The organism is Streptomyces xantholiticus, assembly GCF_014651015.1.
In the GTDB taxonomy this organism is placed as follows: Bacteria; Actinomycetota; Actinomycetes; order Streptomycetales; family Streptomycetaceae; genus Streptomyces; species Streptomyces xantholiticus.
The window spans coordinates 92353-114956 of sequence record NZ_BMWB01000001.1; the positions used below are offsets into that span (position 1 = coordinate 92353).

Below are 22604 nucleotides of genomic sequence, written 5' to 3' on the forward strand. Positions count from 1 at the left end.
CACTTGTCTCACACCACCCGCACCTGGTGGTCGTAGCTGAAGACCAGCGAGCCCGCGTCCAACGTGATCCGCTCCGTCGGTTCGCCCCGCCGGCGGGTCTGAAGGTCCGCAGGGAACAGCCGTACGCTCTCCACCGCCTCCACCCCGGCGACCTGCTGGAGAACGGCGAAGGCCTCCCCGCTGTGCACGGCCCGCCCGAACGGCCAGCCGTTCCCACTCGGCCCGCCCGTGAGCGGGTTCAGACGGCGGTACAGAGCGGCGAGTGCGGCCCGCTGCACCCGGGTGGCCGGGATGCCCGGCGCCGCCTGGAGCACCGCGACCACCGTCACGCCCTGGTAGTACGGCGGCTCGACGACCAGCCGTGCGCCCAGCATGCGCCGCGCGTCCAGATGCGCCGCGACCCGGGTCAGAAGCTGCTCCGGGCAGGCCATCCGCCCGAACTCCAGGCGTCCTTCGCCGTCGTCCTCCGCGGCCGGGACCAGCAGCACCCGTACCCCGCCCGCGCCCGCGTCCACGCACCGCACCCGTGCGATCTCCGGAGCCGCCTGCCTGGTCAGGTACTCGTAGTCGTCGGCCGTTACGGCCCGCTCCCGGGTGCGCAGCGCCAACTCACCGCGCAGCCGGGCGTTCGCCACGTCCTCGCCGTCGACCCCGCCGCTCGCCGCCCGCCGGTTTTCCACCCGTGCGATGTACGGGATCGAGCTGCGCAGCACGGCGAGGGCGCGGCGCGCCACGTTGCCGCGCCGTCCGCCGCCCGCGAGATACGAGCGGATCCGCACCGGAACGCCCTTGGCGGGAACGGCCCCGTACTGGCGGAGGGTGCCGTCGGCCTGCCGTACCGCCGGGCCGAAGCTCACCTCACCGGTGCTCCGGTCCAATCGGATGTGGCGGTCCAGCGGCCCGGATTCTCCGAAGTGCCCGACCTCGGTCCACTCCGTCCAGTGGTCGCCGGGGGCCGCGGTCTCCACGACGAAGGGCGGGCCGCCCGCCACCACGGGAGCACGGTCGAGCGTGAACGTCTGGGCGGGCACGCCTTCAGAAACCCCGAGGAGCTCCTCGTCGGCCCGTTCGGCGTGAACGGCCGGGGCGGTCCCGCCGATGGTGAACGCTTCGGCGGACAGCAGCTGCGGGGTCGCGGAGTACGTACGCTGCCCCTCGACGGGGGCCTGCACCACGCACCGCAGCCAGGCCGCCCGCTGCCGGGCCTCCACGGAGGACAGGTGACCGGCAGGCAGCTGGAGCAGTACGTCGCCCGGCCGGTTGAAGCCGCCCGTACCGTCGCGGTCGACCTCGCAGCGGATCCAGCCCTCGGCCGTCCATGCCTCCCAGGCCAGCGGCGGGTGTTCGGGGTCGATGCCGTGGCCGGCCACCGGGAAGTCCAGCCGCAGCGCCACCACGCAGGAGGGCGCGGCCCGCGAGAGGCCGAAGAGCACGGCGTCGCCGGGGCGCGGCACGGCGGAGAAGCAGGGCACCCCGTGGCCGCCGGCCAGGTCGGGCCCTTGGTCGGCGGCCACGGCGCCCGGTTCTCCGGTGACGACGGCAAGGGAGGTCAACTCCACGGGGACGACGGCCAGTTCGCGGACCGTCGAGAAGACCACGGCCTCCTCGGTCTCGGTGCGATGCGTGGCGACTTCGGTCCCCTCCCGCACATGGACGGTCTGGTCCTGCGGCGCCGAGAGCCAGAACGTGACGTCGGTGCGGGCGGCCGTGGGCGGGTGCAGGGTGAGCCCGATCAGGTCGAGGAACGCCACGTGGTTCTTGGCCGGTACCCGGTTCAGCCGGTAGATCAGCTGATCGGTCATGTGCGCGAAGGCCTCGATCAGCGTGACGCCCGGGTCGGACACGTTGTGGTCGCTCCACTCGGGGCAGCGCTGCTGCAGCATCCGCTTCGCCTCGTCGACGAGGTCCTGAAAGCGCCGGTCGTCGAGATTGGGCTCGGGCAGGCTCACCGGTCACCTGCCTCCGTGGAGCCGTTCTCGTGTGTGGGAATCACATAGAACGGAAACACCAGGTTCCGGGGGTCGTTCGTGCCCCTGGGCGCGTACCGGATGTCGATGTAGAGGGTGCCCTCGTCCTGCGCGTCGAAGGTGACGCTGACGTCGACCAGCTCGATCCGCGGCTCCCAGCGTTCCAGCGACAGTCGCACCTCGTACGCGAGGTGTGCGGCGGTGGCCGCGTCTGCCGGCGCGAAGACATGGTCGTGGATCGCGCACCCGAACTCCGGGCGCATGGGCCGCTCGCCGGGCGCGGTGCCGAGGATCAGCCGCATGCTCTCCTCGATCTCCCGGTCCCCGCCGACCAGGGCCACGGCCCCGGTCGCGTCCGTCCGTACCGGAAAGGCCCAGCCGGAACCGATGAACTGCTCTCCCACCGTCCTCAGCCCCCGATCAGCACGGTGACCGCGCCCATGACGATCGGCGCCCCGCACGCGGCCAGGTCACCCACGCGCGCGGCCGGCATGCCGCCGATGAGAACGGTGGGGCAGCCGGGCGGGGCGATCGCGGACGGAGGGTGCACGGCCGGGGGCGGGAACGAGCAGATGTGAGGGGTCGAGACGACGGCCGCGGGCATCCCCGCGATGAGCACGGTGGGCACTCCGGGCGGCCCGATCACCCCAGGGTGCCCGGTGGGGTCACCGACGCGTGCGGCAGGCGGCATCTCGTAGGACTCCTCAGGCTGGTTGATACGGTTGGCGACATGGTTGGTGGTACGGCTAGTTGATACGTACGAGGGCGGCGCTGATCGAGCAGCTGGCCCCACCCTTGATCTCGGTGGCGGCCTGACCGTTGACCGCGACGGTGGTGCCCTTGACGTCGACCTGGCCGCTGGTTCGGAGCTTCACCGCGCCCGCGCCGCCGTCGAGGTCGACCCCGGTCTGGGCCTTGACCTGGACCGACTGACCGGACAGTTCGAGCTTTCCGGTGCCGGCGTCCATGCTGATGCCCTGCTCTGCCTTGACGGTGACCTTCTCCTTGGCGGTGATCTCGACCTTGCCGTCACTGTGCACGGTGACGGAGGTGGCCTTCTGGTCGAGGTGCAGGGTGAGTTTGCCGTCGCCGGTGGCCAGGCGTACGCCTTTGGGCCCGTTGGCGGCGTCCAGCAACTCCAGCCGGTTGCCGGAACGGGTCAGCAGCGAACGGCGGTTGGTCGCCCCGCTCGTGGAGTCGACGAGCGCGCAGTCGTGCTCGGAGGGCTTGTCCTGGCCGTTGTAGAGCCCGCCGAGGACATAGGGATGGTCCACCCGGCCCTGTTCGAAGCCGACCAGCACTTCGTCGCCGACCTCCGGACCGAAGATGCCTCCGCCGCCCTTGCCGCCGAGGTCCGCGGTCCTGGCCCAGTCGCTGACGTAGTCCCCGTCCAACCAGGGGAAGGCCAGCTTCACCCGGCCCCGCCCCTCGGGATCCCGGGTGTCGGTCACCGTCGCGTTGACGAGCCCGCCGATGCGGTCCTGGGAGAGTCCGCCGCCCCCGCCCGAGGCGAGCCCGTACAGCGAGCGGTTGGAGCGGCCGCCGACCGTGATCCACGTCTGGTAGCCGGTGTCGGGGTCGAAGACGTGCCGACTGCCGGAGATCGTGTACTTCCCCTCGAAGGGCGTCCCGACGCCTGCGAGGGTGACGGCTGTCCCGGCGCGCAACTGCGGGATGCCCATGGCGACCGCGTCGAGCTCCGCGAACGAGGCGGCGAGGTCCGCGGCGAGCGCCTTCGCGGCCTGGTCGGCCTCGGCCTGGGTGCCGTGCGGGGTGTCCGTGGCCAGGAAGACCGCCTTGCCGAAGGGGTCGGCGGCCTGACCCGGGGTGAGCCCGAGCTGGAGCCGTTCGCTGCGGTCGGCGGGAGCCCGGCCGACGACGGCCGCCTTCGCCTGCACGTCCCAGCCGCGCACCTCGACCTGCTGGACCTGGTCCGCGGCGGTGACCGCGGCATGGCAGCGCAGCAGGTTCCGCCCGAACTCGAGCACGTAGGGGCTGGCCTGCGGCCGGGTGGAGGTCGCGGGCGCCGCCTCGGCCCTCGCCGGATCCCGGAACGTGAACTTCCCGTCGACGACGGCGACTTCGGTGCCCGCGAGATCCGCGAGCCGGTGCAGGAACTCCCAGTCCGTGATGCCGGGCTGGGCCAGATGCTCGTACACCGTGGTCGTGGAGTCGACCCTGCCGATGGGCAGCCCTGCCCGCTTGGCCACCTGCACGGCGATGTCCGAGGCCGTCATCTGCCGGTACCCGGTGACGCGGCGGCCGCGGAAGAACCGGTGTGCGTGGTCGAGCCCGCGGACCACGGTGAAGGTGCCGGTGGAGTCGAGGTCGATCTCCACGGCCGTGACCTCGCCCGACACCAGGAGTTGGCGCTGTGGGTCGTCCCCGGCGCGGGCGTACAGCTTCATCGGCGTACCGATGGTGATGCCCGTCCTGGGCAGTACCAAGTGGTGGGGGTCGCGGAAGCGGACGACGAACAGATCGGGCAGCTGGGTGGAGTCGTCGATGTAGGCGGAGACGATCAGTTCGGCGACGGGTGCGGGCAGCGGCTGTCCGTTCACCTCGACGGCCAGGGTGTTGGCGAAGCTCTCACCGGCCATGCGGGGCCCCGATCTCCTCAGCGGCGGGCAGCAGCAGTTCCGTCCCGGGCGCCAGGCGCATGGGATCGTCGATGCCGTTGGCCTCGGCGATGTCCCGCCATGCGGCCGGGTCTCCGTACTCCCGCCAGGCCAGCAGCGCGAGCGTGTCCCCGGAGACCGCCCGGTGCACCCGGCGGGTGGCGAGCGCGCCCGAGGTGGGGTTCTGCCCCGGCACAGGCCCGCTGATCTCCTCCAGGGTCACCTGACAGGTGGCCCGGATGGGCAGGCCGCCGGGCGTGAAGAGGCTGTACTTGGCCTGCACTTGGCTGACGTACCCGACGAAACCGGTGAGCCCGCCCCAGTGGAAGATCACCCAGGGTGGCACACCCTGCTGCTTCTGGTGGGTCTGGTCGGTGGGCACACAGCAGGACAGCAGCGACTCGACGGCAGACACCACGCTGCCGTCCTGCTTGCCCGTGGCGTCGAAGAACATCTCAAGGGTGAGCTTGGACGGCCCCGCGCCCTTGAACTCCGCGGGCCCGGCCTTTTTGGCGCCCTTGGCGGTCTTCCGCTCCCACTTGGCGGTCTTGGCGAGGGTGAGTTCCTTCGGGTTGAACTGGAAGTCGATCTGCCCCATGCGCGGGCCGGGGGTTGTCGTCCCGCCGTCGGCCGGGGGCTGACGCAGCTCCAGATAGGCCCGTTCGAGCTTGGGGCGGGAGCCACCGCTCCCCTTCGGATCGGCGGGGCCGGGCGGGGCGGCGGAGGCGACGAACGCGACAGGCTGGGTGCCCATGTGCCTCAACTCCCCCCGTGGATGAAGCCGTGGTGGGCGATCTCAAGAGTCTCGGTGGCCACCTTGACGTTCTCCGGGCTGAGGGACGGCCCGGTCCAGCGCACGGGGACCACGTCCATCAGGCTCCAGCGGGCCACGACCGTGCCCTCGACGGTCATCGCGCTGATGTGCGCGGTCTTCCGGTCAACGCCGTTGATCATGCCGGACAGCCAGGCGGTGACCTTCTCGGTGTCCTTGGTGACGGGCCGGCTCAGCTTGATGTTGGAGTACTTGATCCGGGAGGGCAGCTGCCAGACGTATCCGTTGTTGCCGCCTTCCTCGCGTTGCTCCATGACGACTTCGCAGCCGAGGCCTTCACAGCTGTTGAACGCCCCCAGGTTGATGTTGTCGATCTCGACCGTGAAGCACACGCTCACGGCGGGGTCCGGCTGCTGGTTCCGAGCCATGGCTTCCCTTCAGGGCTTTCAGTGACCTTCAGTGACTTCAGCGACTTCAATGCCGGGGGTCGAGTCGTACACCGGCCCGCTCCCGATCGAGCCGCAGTTCGGCGCGGAGCAGTCGGCCGAGGGGCCCGACGAGCCGCCGGACCAGCTCGTCGGTGGACTCACCGCCGGCGGAAGCTGCGGGCGCGGCTGGAACGGCGGCCTGTTGCTGCGCCTGGGCAGGGGGTTGTTGTGGCGGCGGGGGCGGCTCAGGTGCCGGTGCCGGTGCTGATTCCGGTGCCCACTCGGGTGCTCGCTGCACCGGAGCGTGCGGGAGCGCCCAGGACACCGGTGCGGTCGGCCCTGGCTGCGGCCCTGGCAGCGCGGATTGCTGTGCGGACGCGGGCGCGGGTACGGGCCCGGGTCCCCGGAGCACCGGCCCAGGTGAGTCGGGAGCCGCGGATCGCTGCATGGGCAGAGGCGCAGCTACGGGCGGCGGTACCCAGGACGGTACGGCCGCGGACACGACGGGGCCAGGGACCACCGGCTCCGGTCGCCGTACGGGAGCAGCGGGCGGGGACGCCCACGACACCGGCACGGCAGAGGGGGGTACGGCCAAAGGCGGTACGGCCGCCGTCCCGGCGTGCCTCGGCCCTGCCGGCTCCGCCTGAACGGATCGCTGCACGGGCACGGGAGAGGCGGGCGAGGGCATCCAGGTCACCGGCACGGCCGCGGGCGGCGCGGGTTCCGGGGTCGGGGCGTCGGTCCGAGTCACGGGCATGGATGCGGACTGCGGCTCAAGTCCGCGCTCCCCCACGAGCCCGGCCATGGGCTCCGGTCCCGGCCCCGGCTGCGGTGCCAGGGTTATCTCGTCCGCGGCCCGCTGAAGCGGGGTTGCCCGTACGACCGTCAGCGGCTCCTCCTGCCGTTGGACGGGCACGGGTACCGCGAGCGGTTCCTGCGCGACCGCGGACAGCGCCTCCGGTACGACGGACACGGCCATCGCCGCCTCCGGGGCCGCCGCCTCCGGGGCCGCCGCCTCCGGGGCCGGAGGCGGTGCCGATACGTGTGCGGGTACGGGTACGGGTACGGCGGGCAGCGGAGCACCCAGACCTGGCCGCCGGGGTGCGGGGGCGGATCCTGGTGGGGCTGGAGGCTGCGGCTCCTGGCGCTGGACGGGTAGGTGTCCCGGCGCGGACGGCAGCGGAGCCCCCAGTCCGACGCGCCGGACCGGAGCGTGTTCCGCCGTCTCCGGTGGTGGAGCGCCTGCCGGGTTGAGCGGCTGCTCTCCCACCAGCGGACGCTGGGCCGATGGTTCGGCCACCCTGGCCGGGACCTCCTCCTCCAAGCGCTGTACAGCAGGCACCTCATGGCGCACGTGCGGTTCCATCGGCAGGTTCGTGGACAGCGGCGGGGGCGCCGGAGCTTCGGTGGCCGCCCGGGCCGGTGCGTCCACGGAGGCCATCGGCTCGTGCCCGATCAAGGGCCGCTCCTCCGCCCGCCCCATCTCATCGGCAGTCGTCTCTTCGGCCGTCCGGAACTCCGGCCGGGGCTCAGGCTTCTCATCCAGGCAATCCAGCGGGTCCAGGGAAGGCGAGGGCGTGCTCTGCCGCTCCTCGCACAGGGGGTCATGCCGTGGGTCAGGCAGTGGGCCATCAGCCACCCGCTGCAGGTGCTGCCCAGGATCTGGAGCCCGTTCCGGCTCAGCCGAAGGTCCTTCCGGGACGGCGTGCCGGCGCTGCGCGCTCCGCGGGGTGCCCGGGAGAGCTGGAACGATGATCGGCAGGACTGGATGCTCCGCCGGCAACGACCGCTCCTCTCCCACGAGAGGGCCCATGTCATGCGCCCGCTGCACCGCAACCGGCGCGACCGGAGCGAGCGCGTCTGCGGGCCCGGCCTCGACGGCGGGTCGTTCCCCCACCAGGGGGTGCTCCGCGTCCACGGAAGGCGCGACCGGCTCGGGTCCCGGGTCGGACTGTGATCCCTCTTCCACCCGCTGTACCGGCACCGCCTCGCGCGGCGCCGTCACCGAGGGCGCCGCCGCCGGCAACGCCCTGACCGAAAGCGTCCGCAGCGGCAACTCCGTGGCCCGGGCCAGGGTCAGCGACTGCTGCGGCGCGAGCGGAACCACCACAGGAGCCACCGGCGTCACGGGGGCGACCGCCGCCGTGACGATCCCAGGAGCAGACTCGTCGACCGAGGGGGCCGCCCCCACCGACTCGACCGGCCGGACCGACTCGACCGGCCGGGTGGCCGCAGCCCCCTCATCGCCGGCCGCCTGTCCCACAGGCCGCCCACGCGGCGGCACCTGTTCTGCCGACGACTCCCACCTCTGCACGGGCGCGGGACGCGGCGTGGGCTCCAGCACTCCGCCGACGACCCCCGACGGCGCATCCGCGCTCACCGCGTGGCCCAATCGGCGCTGCAGCGACGGGTTGCGCCAGGAGGCCAGCGAGCCGCCGAATCCCTGCGGGTCGCTCACCAGCTCCGGCGGCCCGAACGTGAGCCGCTGCACCGCGAGGTCACGCCAGCCGCCATCGGCCTCGGGAGGTGGCACGGCGGCCCGCGCCGTGTCCGGCCCCGGGCCGGCCGCGGGGGCGCTGCCCCGCAACCAGCTCCGCAGCGCGTCGAACACCACCGCTCACCGCCCCCCGGCCAGCCGGTTCAGCCGGGCGATCTGGTCGACGTAGCGGCGCCGCTCGGGGTGTTCCAGTTCGAGGATCGCATCCATGGGCCAGTGGAAGTGGTAGGCGATGTACGCGACTTCGTCGTAGAGCTGCTCCGTCGCGTACGTCACGATTCCCCCAGGCGCCCACCACCCGCGAGGTCGACCGCGAAGGCCGTGTCACACGAAGGGCACGTCACCTGCGCCCGTGTATGCCCCTCGGCGTTGATCCTCCGGTAGAAGTCCTGCAGGAACGCCAGATCGGAGGCGAACAGGTCCTCGATGACCCCCGTGTGAATGTCCGTCACCGGTCCGATCCGCTCCACCACCCGTCCGAGCAGTACGACCGACAGATACGCCGGGTTCTCACGCACCCGGTCGTCCCGCAGCGGTACGAGCTCGTCGCGGGCGGTGGCGAGCCGCATCACCCCACTGCGGTGCACATTGCCCGCCCCGTCGACGTATCCGCGGGGCAGTTCGAAGGTGAACTCGGTCCGCATGGAGTCGGCTCCGCCCTCGGCCCGGGCCTCGACCGTCCCGACCGCATCGACGGTTCCGGTCCCCGTCCCGTCCTTCTCCCCGACGACGGCCGTCGGCACAATCTTCCGTCGCATCAGGCGATCACGCCACGTCCATCTGCTCGTACGTGATGACGAGCTTCTCGGTCAGGACACTGGTGTCGCCCGCCTTCAGCGAGCTGATCTCCAGGCTCTTGGGCCAGGCGTTCACCAGGGTGTAGCGCTTGATCGCCTGGCCTTCGTAGTCGAAGACGATGATCGCGCCGCCTTTGCGGGCCGTGCCCATCTTCCCGAACCGGGCGTCCTTGATCCATTTCTCGAAGTTGTTGTCCGCGGTCAGACCGCGCGTGAGCGTGACCTCGCCCGCCTTCGGCCGGCCGGGCAGCTTCTTGATGACGTACTTGCCGTCCGCCGTGTTCTGCTTCAGCTCGATGACGTCCTGCTCCATCTTCAGACCCGTCACCTCGTTGATCTGCTTGATGACGACCCCGTCGATCTCCAGCCCGAAGGAGTGACCGACCGAGGTGTCCATGTCCGGCAGTGCCATGCCATCCGCCCCTTACCTGCTCGTGCTCTGCTTGGCTGCTCTACTCATTGACGAGGCTGGTGCCGCCCGAGAACTGGGCCAGCCGGAAGATCACGAACTCGGCCGGTTTCACGGGCGCGATCCCGATCTCGCAGACCACCTGACCGGCGTCGATCCCCTCGGCCGGGTTCGTCTCGCGGTCGCACTTCACGTAGAACGCCTCGTCGGGCGTCAGCCCGAACAGGGCGCCCTTGCGCCACTCGTTGACCAGGAAGGCCGAGATGGTCCGCCGGATACGGGCCCACAGGGCGTCGTCGTTGGGTTCGAAGACGACCCACTGGGTGCCGATGAGGATCGACTCCTCGATGTAGTTGAACAGCCGCCTGACGTTGAGGTAGCGCCAGGCCGGGTCGGACGACAGCGTCCGTGCCCCCCACACCCGGATTCCGCGTCCCGGGAAGCTGCGGATGCAGTTCACACCGATCGGATTGAGCAGATCCTGCTCGGCCTTGGTCAGATGGACCGCCAGGTCCACGGCTCCCCGCACGACCTCGTTGGCGGGAGCCTTGTGCACGCCGCGGCTCTCGTCGTTCCTGGCCCAAACGCCCGCCATGGCTCCGCTCGGCGGCACGAACTTCGTCTGGTTCGGGGCCGTGGGGTCGGCCACCTTCACCCACGGGTAGTAGAGGGCCGCATACTTCGAGTCGTACCCGGCGCCCGTCATCCGCCAGTCCTTGACCCGCTGAGGCGAGAGGTCCGGCACCGGGTCGAGGATCGCCATGCGGTTCCCCATCAGCTCACAGTGCGCGATCATCGCCAGCTGCACGGCCTTGACGCCCTCGGCGTCCAGCGCGCCCTGCTGGTAGGCGCTCATCAGGTCCGGCACGGCCAGCATCGTGATCTCGTCGATGGTCTCCAGCCCGCCGAAGCCGGTGCGTTCGTCGGCGCTGCCGACGTAGTCGGACGGGCTGAGGACCGCCGGGACGGCGGGCGGGACGGCGGGCGCGGGAGCCGGAGCGAGACCCACCGTCTGGTTCTCGGGCCGGCCCAGCACCTGCGCCGGACCCGAGTCCTCCACGGTGATCAGCCGCGACTTGTCGCGTACCACCGTCACCACGTAGTTGCGGTGACTCCGCTTGGCGGAGACCTCCCAGGTCTCCTCGACCCGGTCCCCGCGCTTCACGTTCAGGGTGAAGGCGTCCTCGCCGGACGACTCCCCCTTGGCATCCGCCACCTCGACAGCGATCCCCTCGCCCGTCCCCTCCAGGGCGGCGGCCTGAAACCCGCCGAGCGCGCTGCGTGGCCCCGCGGGCAGCGACCCGGCTTTCCCGCGTTTCCCCGCGGCGGCCGCGGGCCGCGACTCCTGGGCGGGAAGCTCGCCGTCCCCGCCGATCCGTACGACGTAACAGGTCCCGCCCCCGTTGAGGAAATAGGCGTAGACGGCATGGGCCAGGAACGACCCCTCCACGAAGTCGCCGAAGGTGGAGGTGAACTGACTCCAGTTGGTCACCAGGGTCGGCGTGTTGTACGGCCCCTCGGCCGCCAGCCCGACGAAGGCGGCCACGGCGGTCCCGACGCCTTCGATCGGGCGCGAGCCGGCCTCGACCTCTTCGACGTAGACGCCTGGTGACAGGTACGACGGCATCCTGGGCCCTCCCCTGGGACGTAACGGTCGCCCCAAGCGTGCGCCGTGTGCCCGTTCAAGGTCATGACCTGCCGTACGGCCCTGGGGGAATCCCGGGGTGCCCCTTCGGGCAGTCAGTCGAACCGGATGGTGATCTGCGTGTCCTCGGCAAGGACGCCGGCGGGCACGACTCGGGTACCCCATTCCCGATGGGCGTCGGCACGCTCCCTCTCCCCGGCAGAGCCGTCGGAGAAGCCCGAGATATTACCCTTCTCGCCCGACTGGTACGGGTTCCGCACATCGCCGTAGTCCAGGGTGGAGGCGATGGGTCGGCCTTGCTTCCGCCGCAGTTCTGCCAGCATGTCCCGCATGACCTCGGAGCAGCGCCGGCACGGCTCGAACCTTCCGCTCACCCGCAAGTGGAGGGATTTGACCACGGGCCCGCCCGCCTTGGCGACGCCCTCGAGCCAGCTCACAACCTGGCCCTCGGCGTGCGAGGCGTGATTGTCCTTCTGCCCCTCGCCGATGTTCCAAGAGCGCAGCAGCACCTCGTTCTTGGTGTACTCGCCTCGACCCGCCGACACCGTCCGTGAGGCGTCGGGGCCGAACTCGAAGCCGGTTCCGCCGTGCTCGGCGGCGGCCTCCGGCCTGGTCTCCCCGTTCACCAGGATGGGCCGCGGCAGGTGGCGGGGCTCTATGTCTGTCGTGAAAACGATCGAAGCCTGGGCGTGCACGGCGATGCTCTGGCCGCCCCGGTCGGTGAGTCGCGGGGACAGAGACGCCCCCGGGGCCGGTGCCGCCGTTGCGCCGGCGGTTCCCTGATGGGCGAGGACACCATGGAAATCCAGATTCCTCAGGCTGGTGCCCTTCTTCAGCTCAATCCAGTACCTGGGGTGTTCCTTCTTGACCAGGGCGTGGTCCAGATTGTGGAGGGTCTTGACCTCCATCGCCTTCCCGCGCAGCGTCTGAAGGGAGGTCGCCTGGATCCCCTTCGCGACCATGTCGTTACGCGCCGCTTCGATGATGACCGCATTGCCTTTGCTGCCCTTGTTGGTGCGTTCCCGCTTGTCGGGATTGACCTTGCCCTCGATCGCCCAGAAGTCGCCGTCCTTGATCGCGACGAGGGATGCGAGGCCGTAGCGCATGCGGATGCCCGCCAGCACGGGCGTCATGATGGACTGCGGGATGTCCCTGCCCGGTAGCGCGTTGACCGTGCGCAGAGCAGCAGCCATGCCCCTGTCCAACCGCGCCTGCTTCCCCTCCGGGGAGTCGTCGCCGCCCTGGACCTTCGCCTTGAGCTTGCTGAGGACCTTCTTGCCCGCGGTGACGATCTTGTCGATGACCCAGTCGACCGCCTTCATCACCGGCGCCTGGACCTTCTGCAGGATCTCCTTGATCTTCGCCGAGATGCCGCCCAGGCCCAGCAGGCTGGCCAGGAAGTCCAGGACCACCGGGACCGCCTTGGCCAGGCTCTGCTCGATCAGGGCCGGGACGCCTCCGCCACCGCCCCGTGCGATGCCTTCGACCGAGTCGAGGACCGAGTCGACGAAGCTCTTGATCTGCGCCGCGCGGTTCACGAAGAACATCACCACGTCGTAGATCGCCTTGCAGGCCCGCACGAACGCCGACGCCGGGTTCAGCAGGGAGACGATCCACGTGATGCCCGCCGTGACGATCTTCTCCGTCACGAAGTCCTTGATCGCGCCGATGACCGTGTCCTTGAGGTCGGACAGCTTCTCGACGATCCACTTCCACAGGCCGCCGACGCCCTCCGTCACGAGGACCTTGACGATCTCGAAGCCGGTCTCCAGCGCCCCCATCGCGCGCTCGCCGATCCGGGCCACGATGCGGGTGCGGATGCTGGCCCAGGTGAGGCCGAGGATGGAGAGGATCAGCTTGAGGATGCCCTTGGCGTCGAAGGTTTCCGGGATCTCGATGCCACCCGCCGAGAGCTGGCCGAACAGCCACTGCTTGAGGCCGTTCTTGAGGTGTTCACCGATCCGCGCGGCGAATCCCGTCACGCCTGCCTTGACCGCGTTGACGAGGTTGCCGAGGAATCCGATCGGGTTGGAGATGATCTTGTCGATGGCGCCGGCGGCCCGGGCCAGGACGCCGAGGAGCATGTCCTTGAGCTTCATGAGGGTCGCGGCGGTCTCCGCGATCGCGTCCTTCGCCCTGCTCAGCAGGCCCTTGTTCTCCTCCTGAAGCTTCTTGATCTCCTCGTCGAGCTCGCCGCGCGCCGCGACGTACTTGTCCGCCAGGTCCTGCACCAGGCTCTGGGACTTCTCAGAGACCGAGGACTCGAGCTGCTCGAACTCCCCGCCGATGTCGTTCGCCGCCTGCTGCGCGAACTGCCTGATGTTCTTGGGCTGTTGGGCGACCTTGTCGGCGATCTTCTGCTTGCCTCGCGCGATCGCGTTCGAGGCGTCGGCCAGCCGCTTGCCGATCAGGTCCGCGATGTTCGAGATGACCGACCGCATCTCGCGCTCGTAGACCAATCGCGCTTCGGCGAAGATCTGGTTGGCGCGCGGCGGCGGGTCCAGCACCGCGTCGGCGAGCCAGCGGGCCGCGCCCGTGATGCCGGAGTAACGCTCGTCCTTCCAGGCCTTCATCTTGGTCTGGTGGTCGGCGTCGAAGGCCGCTTTCGCGGCCTTCTGCCCGTTGTCGAACGCCGTCTCGACTTCGGTGTCGAGGGCGCCGAGGATGCCCTCGACCTCCTTCTTCGTCGTGTCGAAGATCCCCCTGATCTCCGCCGCGACGCGCGCCCGCTCCTGTTCCTCCTTGGACTGCGTGGCGCCCTGTCCTGCCGCGACCTGCTGCGCGGCACCCGCCCTCGCCGCCGTCATCGCCTGGACGCCGGCCGGGCCGGCGGCGGCCGCGCCGCCCTGCTCGGCGGCCACCCGCGCCGCCTCCGCCGCCCGGAACCGGGCGGGCGCCGTCGCCGCGTGCGCGTCGGTCGCCTTCTTCGCGTCCAGCGCCTCCTTGAACTGCGGCTCGTTGGAGTGCGCCAGCTGCTCCGGGGTGACCTTGGCCTCCGCCATCATGGCGTCGGTCTCCTCGGGCCCCGTACTCAGGTCGGTCTGCTCGGGCGGGGCCTTCGCCACCGCGGCCGCCTTGGGGTCCGGGGGCGCGAGCGTGGGCGGTGCGGGCTGTCCCGGCAGCGGGGTGACCGGCTTCTCGACGGCCTTCGACTCGTCGGGGGCCTTGGCGGTCTTCTCGGTGATGTCCTTGGCGGAACCCTCCTTGCCCGCCTTCACCTGGCCGGAGACCTGGGACTTGATCTCGTCGGTCTTCCCGGAACGGGTGAACTTGTCCGCCTCGTCGAGGGACTTGGGTGCCTTCGCCGCGATCGCGGCGGACACGGCGGCGATGAAGGCCTCCTTGTCGAAGGAGCCGGGCTTCGCCGCGCCCATCTCGCCGGCCTGTGCGGCCTTGGCCTGCGCCTCCTTGTCGTCACCGGGCGGCTTCGCCGCGTCTTTCGCCGCCTTCACCTGGGACGAGGTGCTCGGATGGGCCGCCAGGGCGTTCTTCTTGGCCCGGATGTCACCGGCGACCTTCTGGAAGCGCGGGTCCGTCTCCGGGGTGAGGCCTGTGGGGGCGACCGGCAGCGCCGAGCCGGAGTCCAGCCGCTGTACGGGTGCCGGCTTCGGTTTCGCCACGAGGCGGGCCACGGCGGCGTTCCCCGCACGGGCCTGCAGGCGCTGCACCGCTCGTGGGTCCAGTACCCGGGGCCGTGTGGCCGCGCCCGGGCCGCCGTCCGGAGCCCGGCGCGGCGACGCCTTGGTCTCCCGTGCGGGTTCGTCCCCGGCGGCCCGGTCCGCTGTGGCCTTCACCCCTACTCCGCCGGGGCCTCGTCCTCTTCGGCCTCCTCGGCCGCCGCGCGCTGCACGAACATGCCCTGTACGGACGTCTCCTGGGCCTCCTCGGCCTCCTGGCCCTCTTCGGCCTCTCGCTGCACCGAGGCGGCGGCTACCACAGGGGCCGGGGCGGACATCACCCGTTCGGCGTTGGCCACGGCCTCGCGCTCGAACCGGTCGGACGGATCGCTGACCTTGATGCCCCCGGCGGTCTCGGTGCCGTCCACCGGCCCCGACCGCTGCTGCACGACGTGTGTGAGCTCGTGCGCCAGGGTGGTACGGCCCTGGTGGGAGCCGGGATCGTAGGCGTCCCGCTGGAACACGACATGCGAACCGGCCGTGTAGGCATGGGCGTTGACGGATTTCGCCGATTCGTGCGCGACGGAGTCCGTGTGCACCCGTACGTCGCCGAAGTCGTGCCCGAGCCGGGCCTCCATGTCGGCGCGGACCTCGGCGTCGAGCGGCCGGCCGCCACCGGAGTTCACCACGTCGTGGACGGAGGAACGCTGCACCGCCGCCCCGACACCGCTGTTGCCGAGGGCCCGTTGCAGCCGCAGCATCCCGCCGGGACCCAGCACATCGGCCCGCCCGCCGGCCGCCGCCTTGAGCAGCAGAGCGTCGGAGGCTCCCGCGTCGTCCTGCTCGGCCTTGGGCCGCGGACCGGCCACGCACTCCGCGTCGTGCTCGTGGCCGTGTTCGTGTCCCTGCATCTCTCCCCCTGACCCGGGTGCCGCTGTGAGGCTCGGTTCGCCTGGCTCACCCGTCACCATCCGCTGTACGGCGCGCTTCGGATAGAGGCCCCTGGTGCCCCCTGCGGGCAGGCCGGCTGCCCCTTCGGGCAGAAGGCACCGGCCGACGGCTACCGCACAAGGCCCACATACGGCCCGAACTCGCTCTCCAGGCACAGCCGGCCCAGCTTCCGGTACTCCCTCGCCACCGCCGCCACCAGATCCGCCATCGAGACCGGACGCTCAGCCTCCGCCGCCAGGTAGGCCGCCGTGACCGCCGCCGAGCGGATGTCGCCACCCGCCAGCTCGAACGCCGTCCCGCAGAAGGCCAGGTCAAGGTCGTCCGCCCGTGGGAGCGCCGTGCCCAGGCAGCGGTCCCACAGCGCCTCCCGCTGCTCCGCGTCCGGCAGCGGGAAGTCCACCACCAGGTCCAGGCGGCGCGTGAACGCCTCGTCCAGGTTCGCCCGCAGGTTCGTCGCCAGCACCGCCAGCCCGTCGAACGTTTCCATCCGCTGCAGCAGATACGCACTCTCCACATTGGCGTAGCGGTCGTGCGCGTCCTTCACCTCGGAACGCTTGCCGAAGACAGCGTCCGCCTCGTCGAAGAGAAGCACCCCGTTGGCACCCGCCGCCTCAGTGAAGATCCGTTCCAGGTTCTTCTCCGTCTCTCCCACGTACTTGTCCACGACCGTCGCCAGATCGACCGTGTACAGGTCCAGTCCCAGCGCCCCGGCGATGACCTCCGCGGACATCGTCTTGCCGGTGCCCGAGTCCCCGGCGAAGAGCGCCATCACCCCGTGTCCTCGCCCTCCTCCCGGCCGCATCGCCCAGTCCCCCAGCACCCGGTCCCGGTGCCTGGCCCGCGCTGCGAGCTCTCGCAGTTGGCCCAGTACGCCCAGGGGGAGTACGAGGTCGTCCCAGCCCACCGCCGGTTGGATCCGGCGGGCCAGTCGCTCCAGGCCGGAGGTGTTCTGCGCCCGCGCGCCGTGGAGCAGTTCCGCCTCGCCCACCGCGCCTCCCCCAAGGACCGCCTGCTGCCGTGCCGTCGACGCCGCGCGCCGCATCTGCTCGGGGGTGAGTACGAAGGCCGCCACGGCGTCCCCCGAACTCCCGTCCCCCAGCACCTGTCGCCACAGCGCCGCCCGCGCCGCGGCCCCCAGCCGCTCGACGTCCACCATCAGAGGCGTACGGTCCGACCACTGCGGGTCCCAGCCCGCCTGGCCTGCCAGCAGCACCGGTACGGACAACCCGGCCAGGGCCCGCAACAGCTCCAGGCGTTCGGCCAGCGCCTCGACCGGGGCCGCGATCAGGCCCGCCCCTTCCAGTGCGGCCTCCCGGCCGGCCGCCCGGACCAGTGCCTCGGGGCCGGTCTGCCGGGCCAGCCGCGCCAGGTCCAGGGTGAACGCCGTGCGCCCCGCCCCGGCCAGGGCGTCGGCGGCCAGCTCCTGCGCGGTGCCGCCCGCGGCCTCCCGTAGATACACCGGCGAGATCGCGTCCCGGACGGCACCGGCGAGCCGCTCCGGCAGATCGCCCAGGACCCCCTCGGGCAGGGCCCCGGCACGCACGGGGCGCATCACGTCCACCAGTACGGGGTCCATGGCGTCATCACCCAGCAGATGGCTGGTGACCCGGTCCGGGACCCGCAACGACCTGCCCAGGAAGGGGCGCTCCGGCTCCTCCACGAGCAGCAGTCCACGCTCCGCCAGCGGTGCGTCGGCTGCGAGCCGGCCCCGCGCACCGGCCGAGACGGCGGCCACGCCGCACAGGCCCAGGGCCAGCCCGATCGTCGGGCGCCGGCGCGTCACGTCGTCGTTGAGATAGCCGTAGAGCTGCTCGAACCGGCGGTCGAGGTCCGGTGCCAGCGCGATGAGCAGCAGCTCCACGTCCAGCGGCGTCAGGCCGAAGTTCTGTTGGAGTGCGGTCAGCCTGGAGGTCTCGGCAGCCCGCTCCACGGCCTCCCGGGCGGGCACGTCCACCGGGTCGTCCGGCCATGGCACCGCCTGGGTCTCGTCCAGGATCCGCAGGACCGCGTCCTCCGACAGGTACAGACCCCGGAAGGGGTCGTCCGCCTCCGGGTCCACGGCCCGTCGTGCCTGGACGGCCCGGCGTACCCGCGCCTCGACGATCCCGAGCCGTCCCAGCAGATGGTCCATCAGGCTCCCGTCCGGTCGCCCGGGCGGCGGGCGCGTCGCGGGCCACGCGGCGCCGGGAGGGGCACGGACGCGGGGGCGGTGGTCGGCGCATGGACGTCCGACAGGTCGACCGACAGCCCCTCCTCCACCGGTGGCCCTGCCGGGTAGACCGGTGCCGTGGTGACCGGCGCGCTCACCACGACGTCGAGCGAAGGCTTCAACTCCCCTCCCAGCGCCGACCACACATCCGCGAACGCCCGGTCCTCCGGGGGTGGCAGTGCGATCGAGACCGGCACCGGCAGCCCTGTTGCCGTCAGCTCGGGCCCCAGCCGCCCGCCCGGCAGTGCGTCATGCCGGAGAAAGCACGCCAACAGAGAGGACAACAGCCGGTGTTCGTCCTCCGGCCGCTGGGTCCACGCACTGATCAGGTACGAGAGTTTGAAGTAACGGGGCGGCAGGGTCCGGGCGGTGACCCGGCCCTGCTCGTCATAGATGTTCTGCCGTCCGCGCGAGCGCCGCCGCAGGTCCTCCCGGATGTCGTACAGGTAGAGGTTCACGGTGGGGGTGTTGCGCCGGGCCGCCCAGTCCCGGGTCGGTGCGTCGAGGACGACCTCGACGTCCGCGCCCTCCCCCAGCGCCTCCCCTCGCACCAGGTCCCGCAGCGCCTCGTCCACTTCATGGATCATGTCCGGTTCACCTGCGCCACTGGAAGTCGGACGGCTGCAGCGCTCCGGGCACCACCAGGTACTCGGCCTTCACTTCGCGGAACAGCGGCACGGGCACTGCGTCGTGCGTCGCCCGCAGTTCCCGCGGCCCCAGCGCGTCCTGTACGAGCACGAGCACCGGGGCCGAGAAGGTCCCGTCCGCGCGGACCACCAGCGGCGCGGACGCCGCCGTCACGCCCTCGCTCCAGCGCAGCCGGACCGTGGCCCCGGGCGGGAAGGAACTGCCGCGGGCGTGGGTGACCGCACCGGGCGGTCCCAGCTCGGGGTCGAGCCGGAGCACGGGTCGACGCACGGTCAGCGGTGCGCTCGACGTGTTGTTGGCGGGGTTGCTGTCCGATCCTGTTGTGGTGACCGCCGCCGTGATCGCCCCGGTCAGCGCCCCGTCCGCCGCCAACTGCAGCCGTACGGTGGTACGGGCCCCGGGCGCCAGGCTCCCGAGCCCGCAGCCGTCCGCGGTCGGACACGGCGGCCGGGACACCGACACGATCCGGAGCCCGGGCGGCACGACGACCTTCAGCGTCAACCCGGTGGCGGTGACCGGCCCGCCGTTACGGACGCTCACCTCGGCGGTGATCCGGCCGCCCGAGTAGGCCGTGCGCGGTCCGGCGGTCACCGAGACGGAGGGGTCCGCGGAGCGCCGCGGAGGCGGCGGCCGCTCGTCCACGGTCAGCGGCGCCGAGGCGGAGTTGTTCCCCGGGTTGGTGTCGGGGCCGGGAGTGGTGAGCGTACCGGCGACGGACCCGCGCAGGGCGTTGTTCGCGGTCACCACCCGGGTCACGGTCACCCTGGCTCCTGGGGCCAGGTCCCCGAGGGCGCAGCCGGTGGCGGGGCACGCGGGTGTGGCCGTGACGACCGTCAGCCCGCTCGGCAGTACGGGCGTCAGCAACACCGACTTCGCGGGGGCGTCACCGAGGTTGCGTACCGTGTAGACGACGGTCGACCGGTCACCGGCCGGTATCCGGGAGGGCGCCGCGGTCACGGAGATCGCCGGGTCGGGCATCCGGGGGTCGACGACGGTCAGGTCCACCGACGCGCGGTCGTTGTCGGGGTTGATGTCCCGCGTGGTCGCGGTCGCCCTGCCCTCGATCGTCCCGGAGAAGGCGTTCTCGGCCGTGTAGACGAGGGTCACCTTCTTCTCCGCACCGGGAGCGATACTGCCGAGGTCGCAGCCCGCGGCCGGGCATTCCGTGCCGGACACGAGTGTGAGACCTGGCGGAACGGTCAGCGTGAGGCGGACGTTCCCGGCCGTTGCGGTGCCGTCGTTGCGGACCGTGAACCCGACGGTCGAGTGCTCGCGGATCTTGATGACCGGCGGGGTGGCCGTGGCGGTGACCGCCAGGTCCGGGACCACGACCACCACCACCAGGTCGTCGGTGTTGTCCTCGGGCTGATGGTCACTCAGCCCGCCCTCGGCGGTCGCCGCGATCGTCTGAGAACCGGGTGCCGCGCCCTTCACAGGCAGCTCGATGCGCACCTTGGTGCCGGACGTCAGCACGCCCACCTCGCACACCAGTTGCCGGGCGCCGGCCGGATCGGTCGTGCAAGCCCCCTCCGGGTCGGACGGCGCGACGAAGTCCAGTCCGGTCGGCAGCTCGACGCGGACCCTGGTGCGGGGGGAGTCGGCCACGCCGTGGTTCCACACGACCAGGACGACCGTTCCCCTGTCGCCCAGCATCAGCGGCGAGTCGCGTGTGGTGAGGTGGACCCGCAGGTCGGAGCTCGGCTTCCAGGTTGGCTGCTGCTGCCCGTTGTGGAGCTTGCCGGGCAGCGTCTCTCCCTCGCCGTTGGCCGGGTCGACCACGCGGATCCGGCGGTCGGTCACCGAGTCCCAGCCGGACACCACCACATCGACGGCCAGCCGGTGGCCGTCGGGCGACCACGCGGGGTTGTCCGGCATGTCGTAGCCCGGCCCGTCGCCGTCGTCAGGGGGCACGGCGAGAGGGCATGCGTTTGCGAAAGGCACCAGTCCTCGGCAGCGGGTGCCGTCGTCGCCCACCTCGAGCACCATCCGCGGCCCTTCGTAGCCCGAGACGGGTGCAGCGCGCAGACCGGGTTCGCTCGGCACACTGGTCTGGCGGACGAAGGCGATGCTGCCGGTGCCGGGCCGGTAGGCGGGCCGCAGGTCGACCACGGCGCAGTCGGGACTGCCGCACTGGGCGGCCGACACGTCGAACTGCACGCCGCCCGGCTTCGCCTCGGCGGTCCAGATGTGGCGGTCGCGGGTGTCGTCACGGAATCGGACGGGACCGTCCGACGTTCCGGCGCCGTCGTCCGAAGGCGGTCCGTCGTCGAGAGGAGGCCCGCCGCCGTCCGCCGTACCACCGCTGTCGTCGTCGACGGCGATCCTGGCGCCACCCGGGGCCGGCCCCTTCAGCGGTTCCCCCGGAACCGCATTGATCCTCGAGCAGTAACTCCACCGCGAGAAGGCGAGCTTGCCGCCGTCCGGTGACCAGGTCGGGTCGCGGTCGTCCGAGTAGCACCCGTATCCGGGCCTCGTCCGCTTCGGCACCACGTGGAGGAGCTGCCCGTCCTGCGGTCCCCGGGAGATGTCCACGACCACGATCTCCGCAGCCGGATCCGGCACGTCGGGGTCGGGAGGCGCCGACCGGGCGAAGGCCAGCCTGGTTCCGTCCGGGGACCAGGCCGGCCGCTCCTGATGTTCCCCCTCGTCCATTCCCTCGTACCGGAGCGGCACCGCCCGGGCCAGCCCGAGCTCGTCCCCCACGAGGATCCGCTCGCTGTCCGGTGCATCCGGCCTCCCAGTGGTCCGTACGAAGGCCGTCCTGCGCCCGTCCGGCGCGTACGCGGGGTCGGCCAGGGCGCTCTCCTCGCCCTGTGCGGCCCGCAGTTCGAGACGGTCCAGCGGTACAGCGGCCCGCTGGCTCTCGATGTTGAAGTCCTCGGGGTCCTTCCCGGACACCAGGACGGCAGGCTCGCCCCCGGCCGGGCTGAACCAGCCGACGTTCTCCGTCTCGTACGGCACCACGTCGTCGGGGTCGAACAGCGGCGTGCCCCGGCAGGTGCCGCAGGCTTCGGCCCCGGCGTCGACGAGGTACGGCTCACCGGACAGGAACACCAGCTCGTTGCCGTCGGGCTTCCATGCGGCGCCGTGTCGTCCGTACTGGTAGCGCTCCCCGACCGCCAGGATGTCGGCCGGCGTCTCCCCGCGGCCGGCCGCGGGGACCGTGGCGAGCGCCTGCTCATCCTCGCCGGTGCGGGTGATGTACGCGATCCGGTTCCTGCCGCCAGGGACTGCGGGCTCCCAGACCGGCTTGGCCGCCGGAGTCTCCCCGTACGAGACCGGGACCTCCGCACCGCCCGCGGCAACGGTCGTACGGTAGGCCCGCTCGTCGCGCGTGAAGACGAACTCCGTGCCGTCGGGGGACCAGTCGGCCCAGTCCGCGTTCCTGACGGCCTCGCGCAGCCCGGTGCCGTCCGTACGGACCACCCATACGGAGGGCTGCGCGCCGCCGAACCGGCCGCGGGAGTCGTCGCAGCGGTCGGCCGACGTGCGGCTGCCCTCGCCGTCGTCGTTCTCCCAGGACACGAAGGCGATCAAGCGCCGGTCCGGGGACAGCACGGGATCGGCCAGCCGCCCGCCGTCCAGTTGCACGACCGGGGTCACCGGCCCGTCGCCGGTGCGCCGGAACAGCCCCTCCCCCGTGCCGCTGCGGTCGCTGACCCAGACCATGTCGTCGCCGCGTGCCGACGCCTGGCAGTCATTGCCGGCCGCGCCGGGCGGCAGCAAGGGCGTCAGGGCGCCGTGCGTGCCTATCGTGGCCACGCTGCGATGGGGGCCGTCGCCTATGTACGCGATCCGGCCCGGGTCGGGCTGGGGGTCGTCCACGGCCCGCACGGGCGGGGGTTCGGCAGCCGTGACGGCGGGACCCGTGGCAGGTGTCGCGCCCACGAGCACCATGCCGAGCAGCAGAGCCACTCCTCGCCGCCCACGGACGGAGCGGAAAACACCTTCAAGCACGCGCGTCCGCCGGACGTTTCCCCCGCGTCTCCCGGGGGTGCCCCGGGACGGCGCCGACAGCATCCGGGCAGCCCTCCTCAGAACAATCC

At 71.7% G+C, this 22604-nt stretch carries 16 protein-coding genes; 1 reads left to right on the plus strand and 15 read right to left on the minus strand.

Features of this window, described 5'->3' with window-relative positions; all coding sequences use genetic code 11:
* Positions 1–8: 8 nt before the first annotated feature.
* From IE198_RS00475 to IE198_RS00500, 6 genes are read right to left on the minus strand one after another with little or no spacing between them, the layout of a single operon-like run.
* Entirely contained in the window at positions 9–1949 is a 1941-nt protein-coding gene (locus IE198_RS00475) for a putative baseplate assembly protein (RefSeq protein WP_189881478.1), read from the minus strand.
* Positions 1946–2371, minus strand: coding sequence for a GPW/gp25 family protein (locus IE198_RS00480; RefSeq protein ID WP_189881480.1), 426 nt, complete (start codon positions 2369–2371; stop codon positions 1946–1948). Before IE198_RS00480 ends, IE198_RS00475 begins: the two co-directional genes overlap by 4 nt.
* Before the next feature lie 5 nt (positions 2372–2376).
* Positions 2377–2658 (minus strand): PAAR domain-containing protein, encoded by a 282-nt coding sequence (locus IE198_RS00485; protein WP_189881482.1) that lies wholly within the window; start codon positions 2656–2658, stop codon positions 2377–2379.
* A 55-nt stretch (positions 2659–2713) separates the two neighbouring features.
* Positions 2714–4567: a VgrG-related protein gene (locus IE198_RS00490; RefSeq protein WP_189881484.1), complete on the minus strand. Its 1854-nt coding sequence runs from the start codon at positions 4565–4567 to the stop codon at positions 2714–2716.
* Complete coding sequence (locus IE198_RS00495; protein WP_189881486.1) at positions 4557–5339, minus strand: CIS tube protein; 783 nt, start codon at positions 5337–5339, stop codon at positions 4557–4559. The genes IE198_RS00490 and IE198_RS00495 overlap by 11 nt, the downstream gene beginning before the upstream one ends.
* 5 nt (positions 5340–5344) lie before the next feature.
* Positions 5345–5785 carry a phage tail protein gene (locus tag IE198_RS00500; protein WP_189881487.1) on the minus strand — a complete coding sequence of 147 codons (441 nt, stop codon included), beginning with the start codon at positions 5783–5785 and terminating at the stop codon, positions 5345–5347.
* Positions 5786–7391: 1606 nt separating this feature from the next.
* On the opposite strand from IE198_RS00500, the gene IE198_RS00505 reads away from it, so the two are divergent.
* Positions 7392–7742: a hypothetical protein gene (locus tag IE198_RS00505; protein ID WP_189881488.1), complete on the plus strand. Its 351-nt coding sequence runs from the start codon at positions 7392–7394 to the stop codon at positions 7740–7742.
* Between the two features lie 660 nt (positions 7743–8402).
* On the opposite strand, the gene IE198_RS00510 is transcribed toward IE198_RS00505, so the two are convergent.
* From IE198_RS00510 to IE198_RS00550, 9 genes are all read right to left on the minus strand, one after another.
* Positions 8403–8558: a DUF6760 family protein gene (locus tag IE198_RS00510; protein ID WP_189881489.1), complete on the minus strand. Its 156-nt coding sequence runs from the start codon at positions 8556–8558 to the stop codon at positions 8403–8405.
* The gene (locus IE198_RS00515) at positions 8555–8926 is read right to left on the minus strand and encodes a hypothetical protein (RefSeq protein ID WP_229833720.1); all 372 of its coding nucleotides are present in this window, start codon (positions 8924–8926) and stop codon (positions 8555–8557) included. The genes IE198_RS00510 and IE198_RS00515 overlap by 4 nt, the downstream gene beginning before the upstream one ends.
* A 121-nt stretch (positions 8927–9047) precedes the next feature.
* Positions 9048–9491 (minus strand): phage tail protein, encoded by a 444-nt coding sequence (locus IE198_RS00520; RefSeq protein ID WP_100110404.1) that lies wholly within the window; start codon positions 9489–9491, stop codon positions 9048–9050.
* Between the two features lie 40 nt (positions 9492–9531).
* Positions 9532–11115: a phage tail sheath family protein gene (locus IE198_RS00525; RefSeq protein ID WP_189881491.1), complete on the minus strand. Its 1584-nt coding sequence runs from the start codon at positions 11113–11115 to the stop codon at positions 9532–9534.
* Positions 11116–11228: 113 nt separating this feature from the next.
* Positions 11229–14927: a hypothetical protein gene (locus tag IE198_RS00530; RefSeq protein ID WP_189881492.1), complete on the minus strand. Its 3699-nt coding sequence runs from the start codon at positions 14925–14927 to the stop codon at positions 11229–11231.
* A 2-nt stretch (positions 14928–14929) separates the two neighbouring features.
* A complete protein-coding gene (locus IE198_RS00535; protein WP_189881494.1) occupies positions 14930–15661 on the minus strand; it encodes an eCIS core domain-containing protein in 732 nt (243 codons plus the stop codon).
* A gap of 149 nt (positions 15662–15810) precedes the next feature.
* A complete protein-coding gene (locus tag IE198_RS00540) occupies positions 15811–17832 on the minus strand; it encodes an ATP-binding protein (protein WP_189881495.1) in 2022 nt (673 codons plus the stop codon).
* A complete protein-coding gene (locus tag IE198_RS00545; protein WP_189881497.1) occupies positions 17832–18497 on the minus strand; it encodes a Pvc16 family protein in 666 nt (221 codons plus the stop codon). Before IE198_RS00545 ends, IE198_RS00540 begins: the two co-directional genes overlap by 1 nt.
* A 7-nt stretch (positions 18498–18504) precedes the next feature.
* A complete protein-coding gene (locus tag IE198_RS00550) occupies positions 18505–22473 on the minus strand; it encodes a CARDB domain-containing protein (RefSeq protein WP_189881500.1) in 3969 nt (1322 codons plus the stop codon).
* Positions 22474–22604 lie beyond the last annotated feature (131 nt).